This is a genomic window from Streptacidiphilus anmyonensis, from assembly GCF_000787855.1.
In the GTDB taxonomy this organism is placed as follows: domain Bacteria; phylum Actinomycetota; class Actinomycetes; order Streptomycetales; family Streptomycetaceae; genus Streptacidiphilus; species Streptacidiphilus anmyonensis.
Window position 1 is genome coordinate 1 of the sequence record NZ_BBPQ01000036.1, and the last position, 689, is coordinate 689.

The following is a 689-nucleotide window of genomic DNA, read 5'->3' on the forward strand; positions in this document are numbered from 1 at the left end:
CGCCCCCACCCTCCGGCCTTCGGCCGGACCGCCCCGGAGTGAGCACGGGCGTCGGGGGAGCCGTCGGCAGAGGCCCGCGACCGGCACCGCTGGAGTCCACCCGCCGCTGTGCCGTAGGCGCAGGCCGCCGCCGCGGAAGCCTTTGGTCAGCCCCGCGCGGCGCCCCCGCCCCCACCCTCCGGCCTTCGGCCGGACCGCCCCGGAGTGAGCACGGGCGCCGTCGCGCCGTGCCCCTGGGCCGCAGGCGCAGAAGCCTCCAGCGCGGGGTGTTCCCACCGACGGCTCGGAGGTGTGGGGCGCTCTGCGCCCCCCGGCTGTGGACTTGCCCCCTGGCGTTCGGCTGGCGGGTGCCCCGCCGTGAGCGCGGGCGTCGGGGGAGCCACCGGTCGGCAGAGGCCCGTGACCGGCGCCGCTGGGGTCCATGCGCCGCCGGGCCGAGCCAGCTCCGGCCGCCGCAGGCCCGCCGCTGCTCCCTCTGATGGCTTCCGCGCGCCCCTGCAAGGCATACAGCTGACGGTCCGTCACTCAGGTGGACCTCCCAGCGGTACGAATGTCTGACGGACGGCCAGACTGGAGAGTGTGAACCGCCGTACCACCACCGCTCTCGCGTCCGCCACGTTGCTGCTCGCAGCCGTCCTCGCCGCGCCGGGGGCCGTCGCAGACAACGGGTCGGGCGGGCCGGGCGGGCC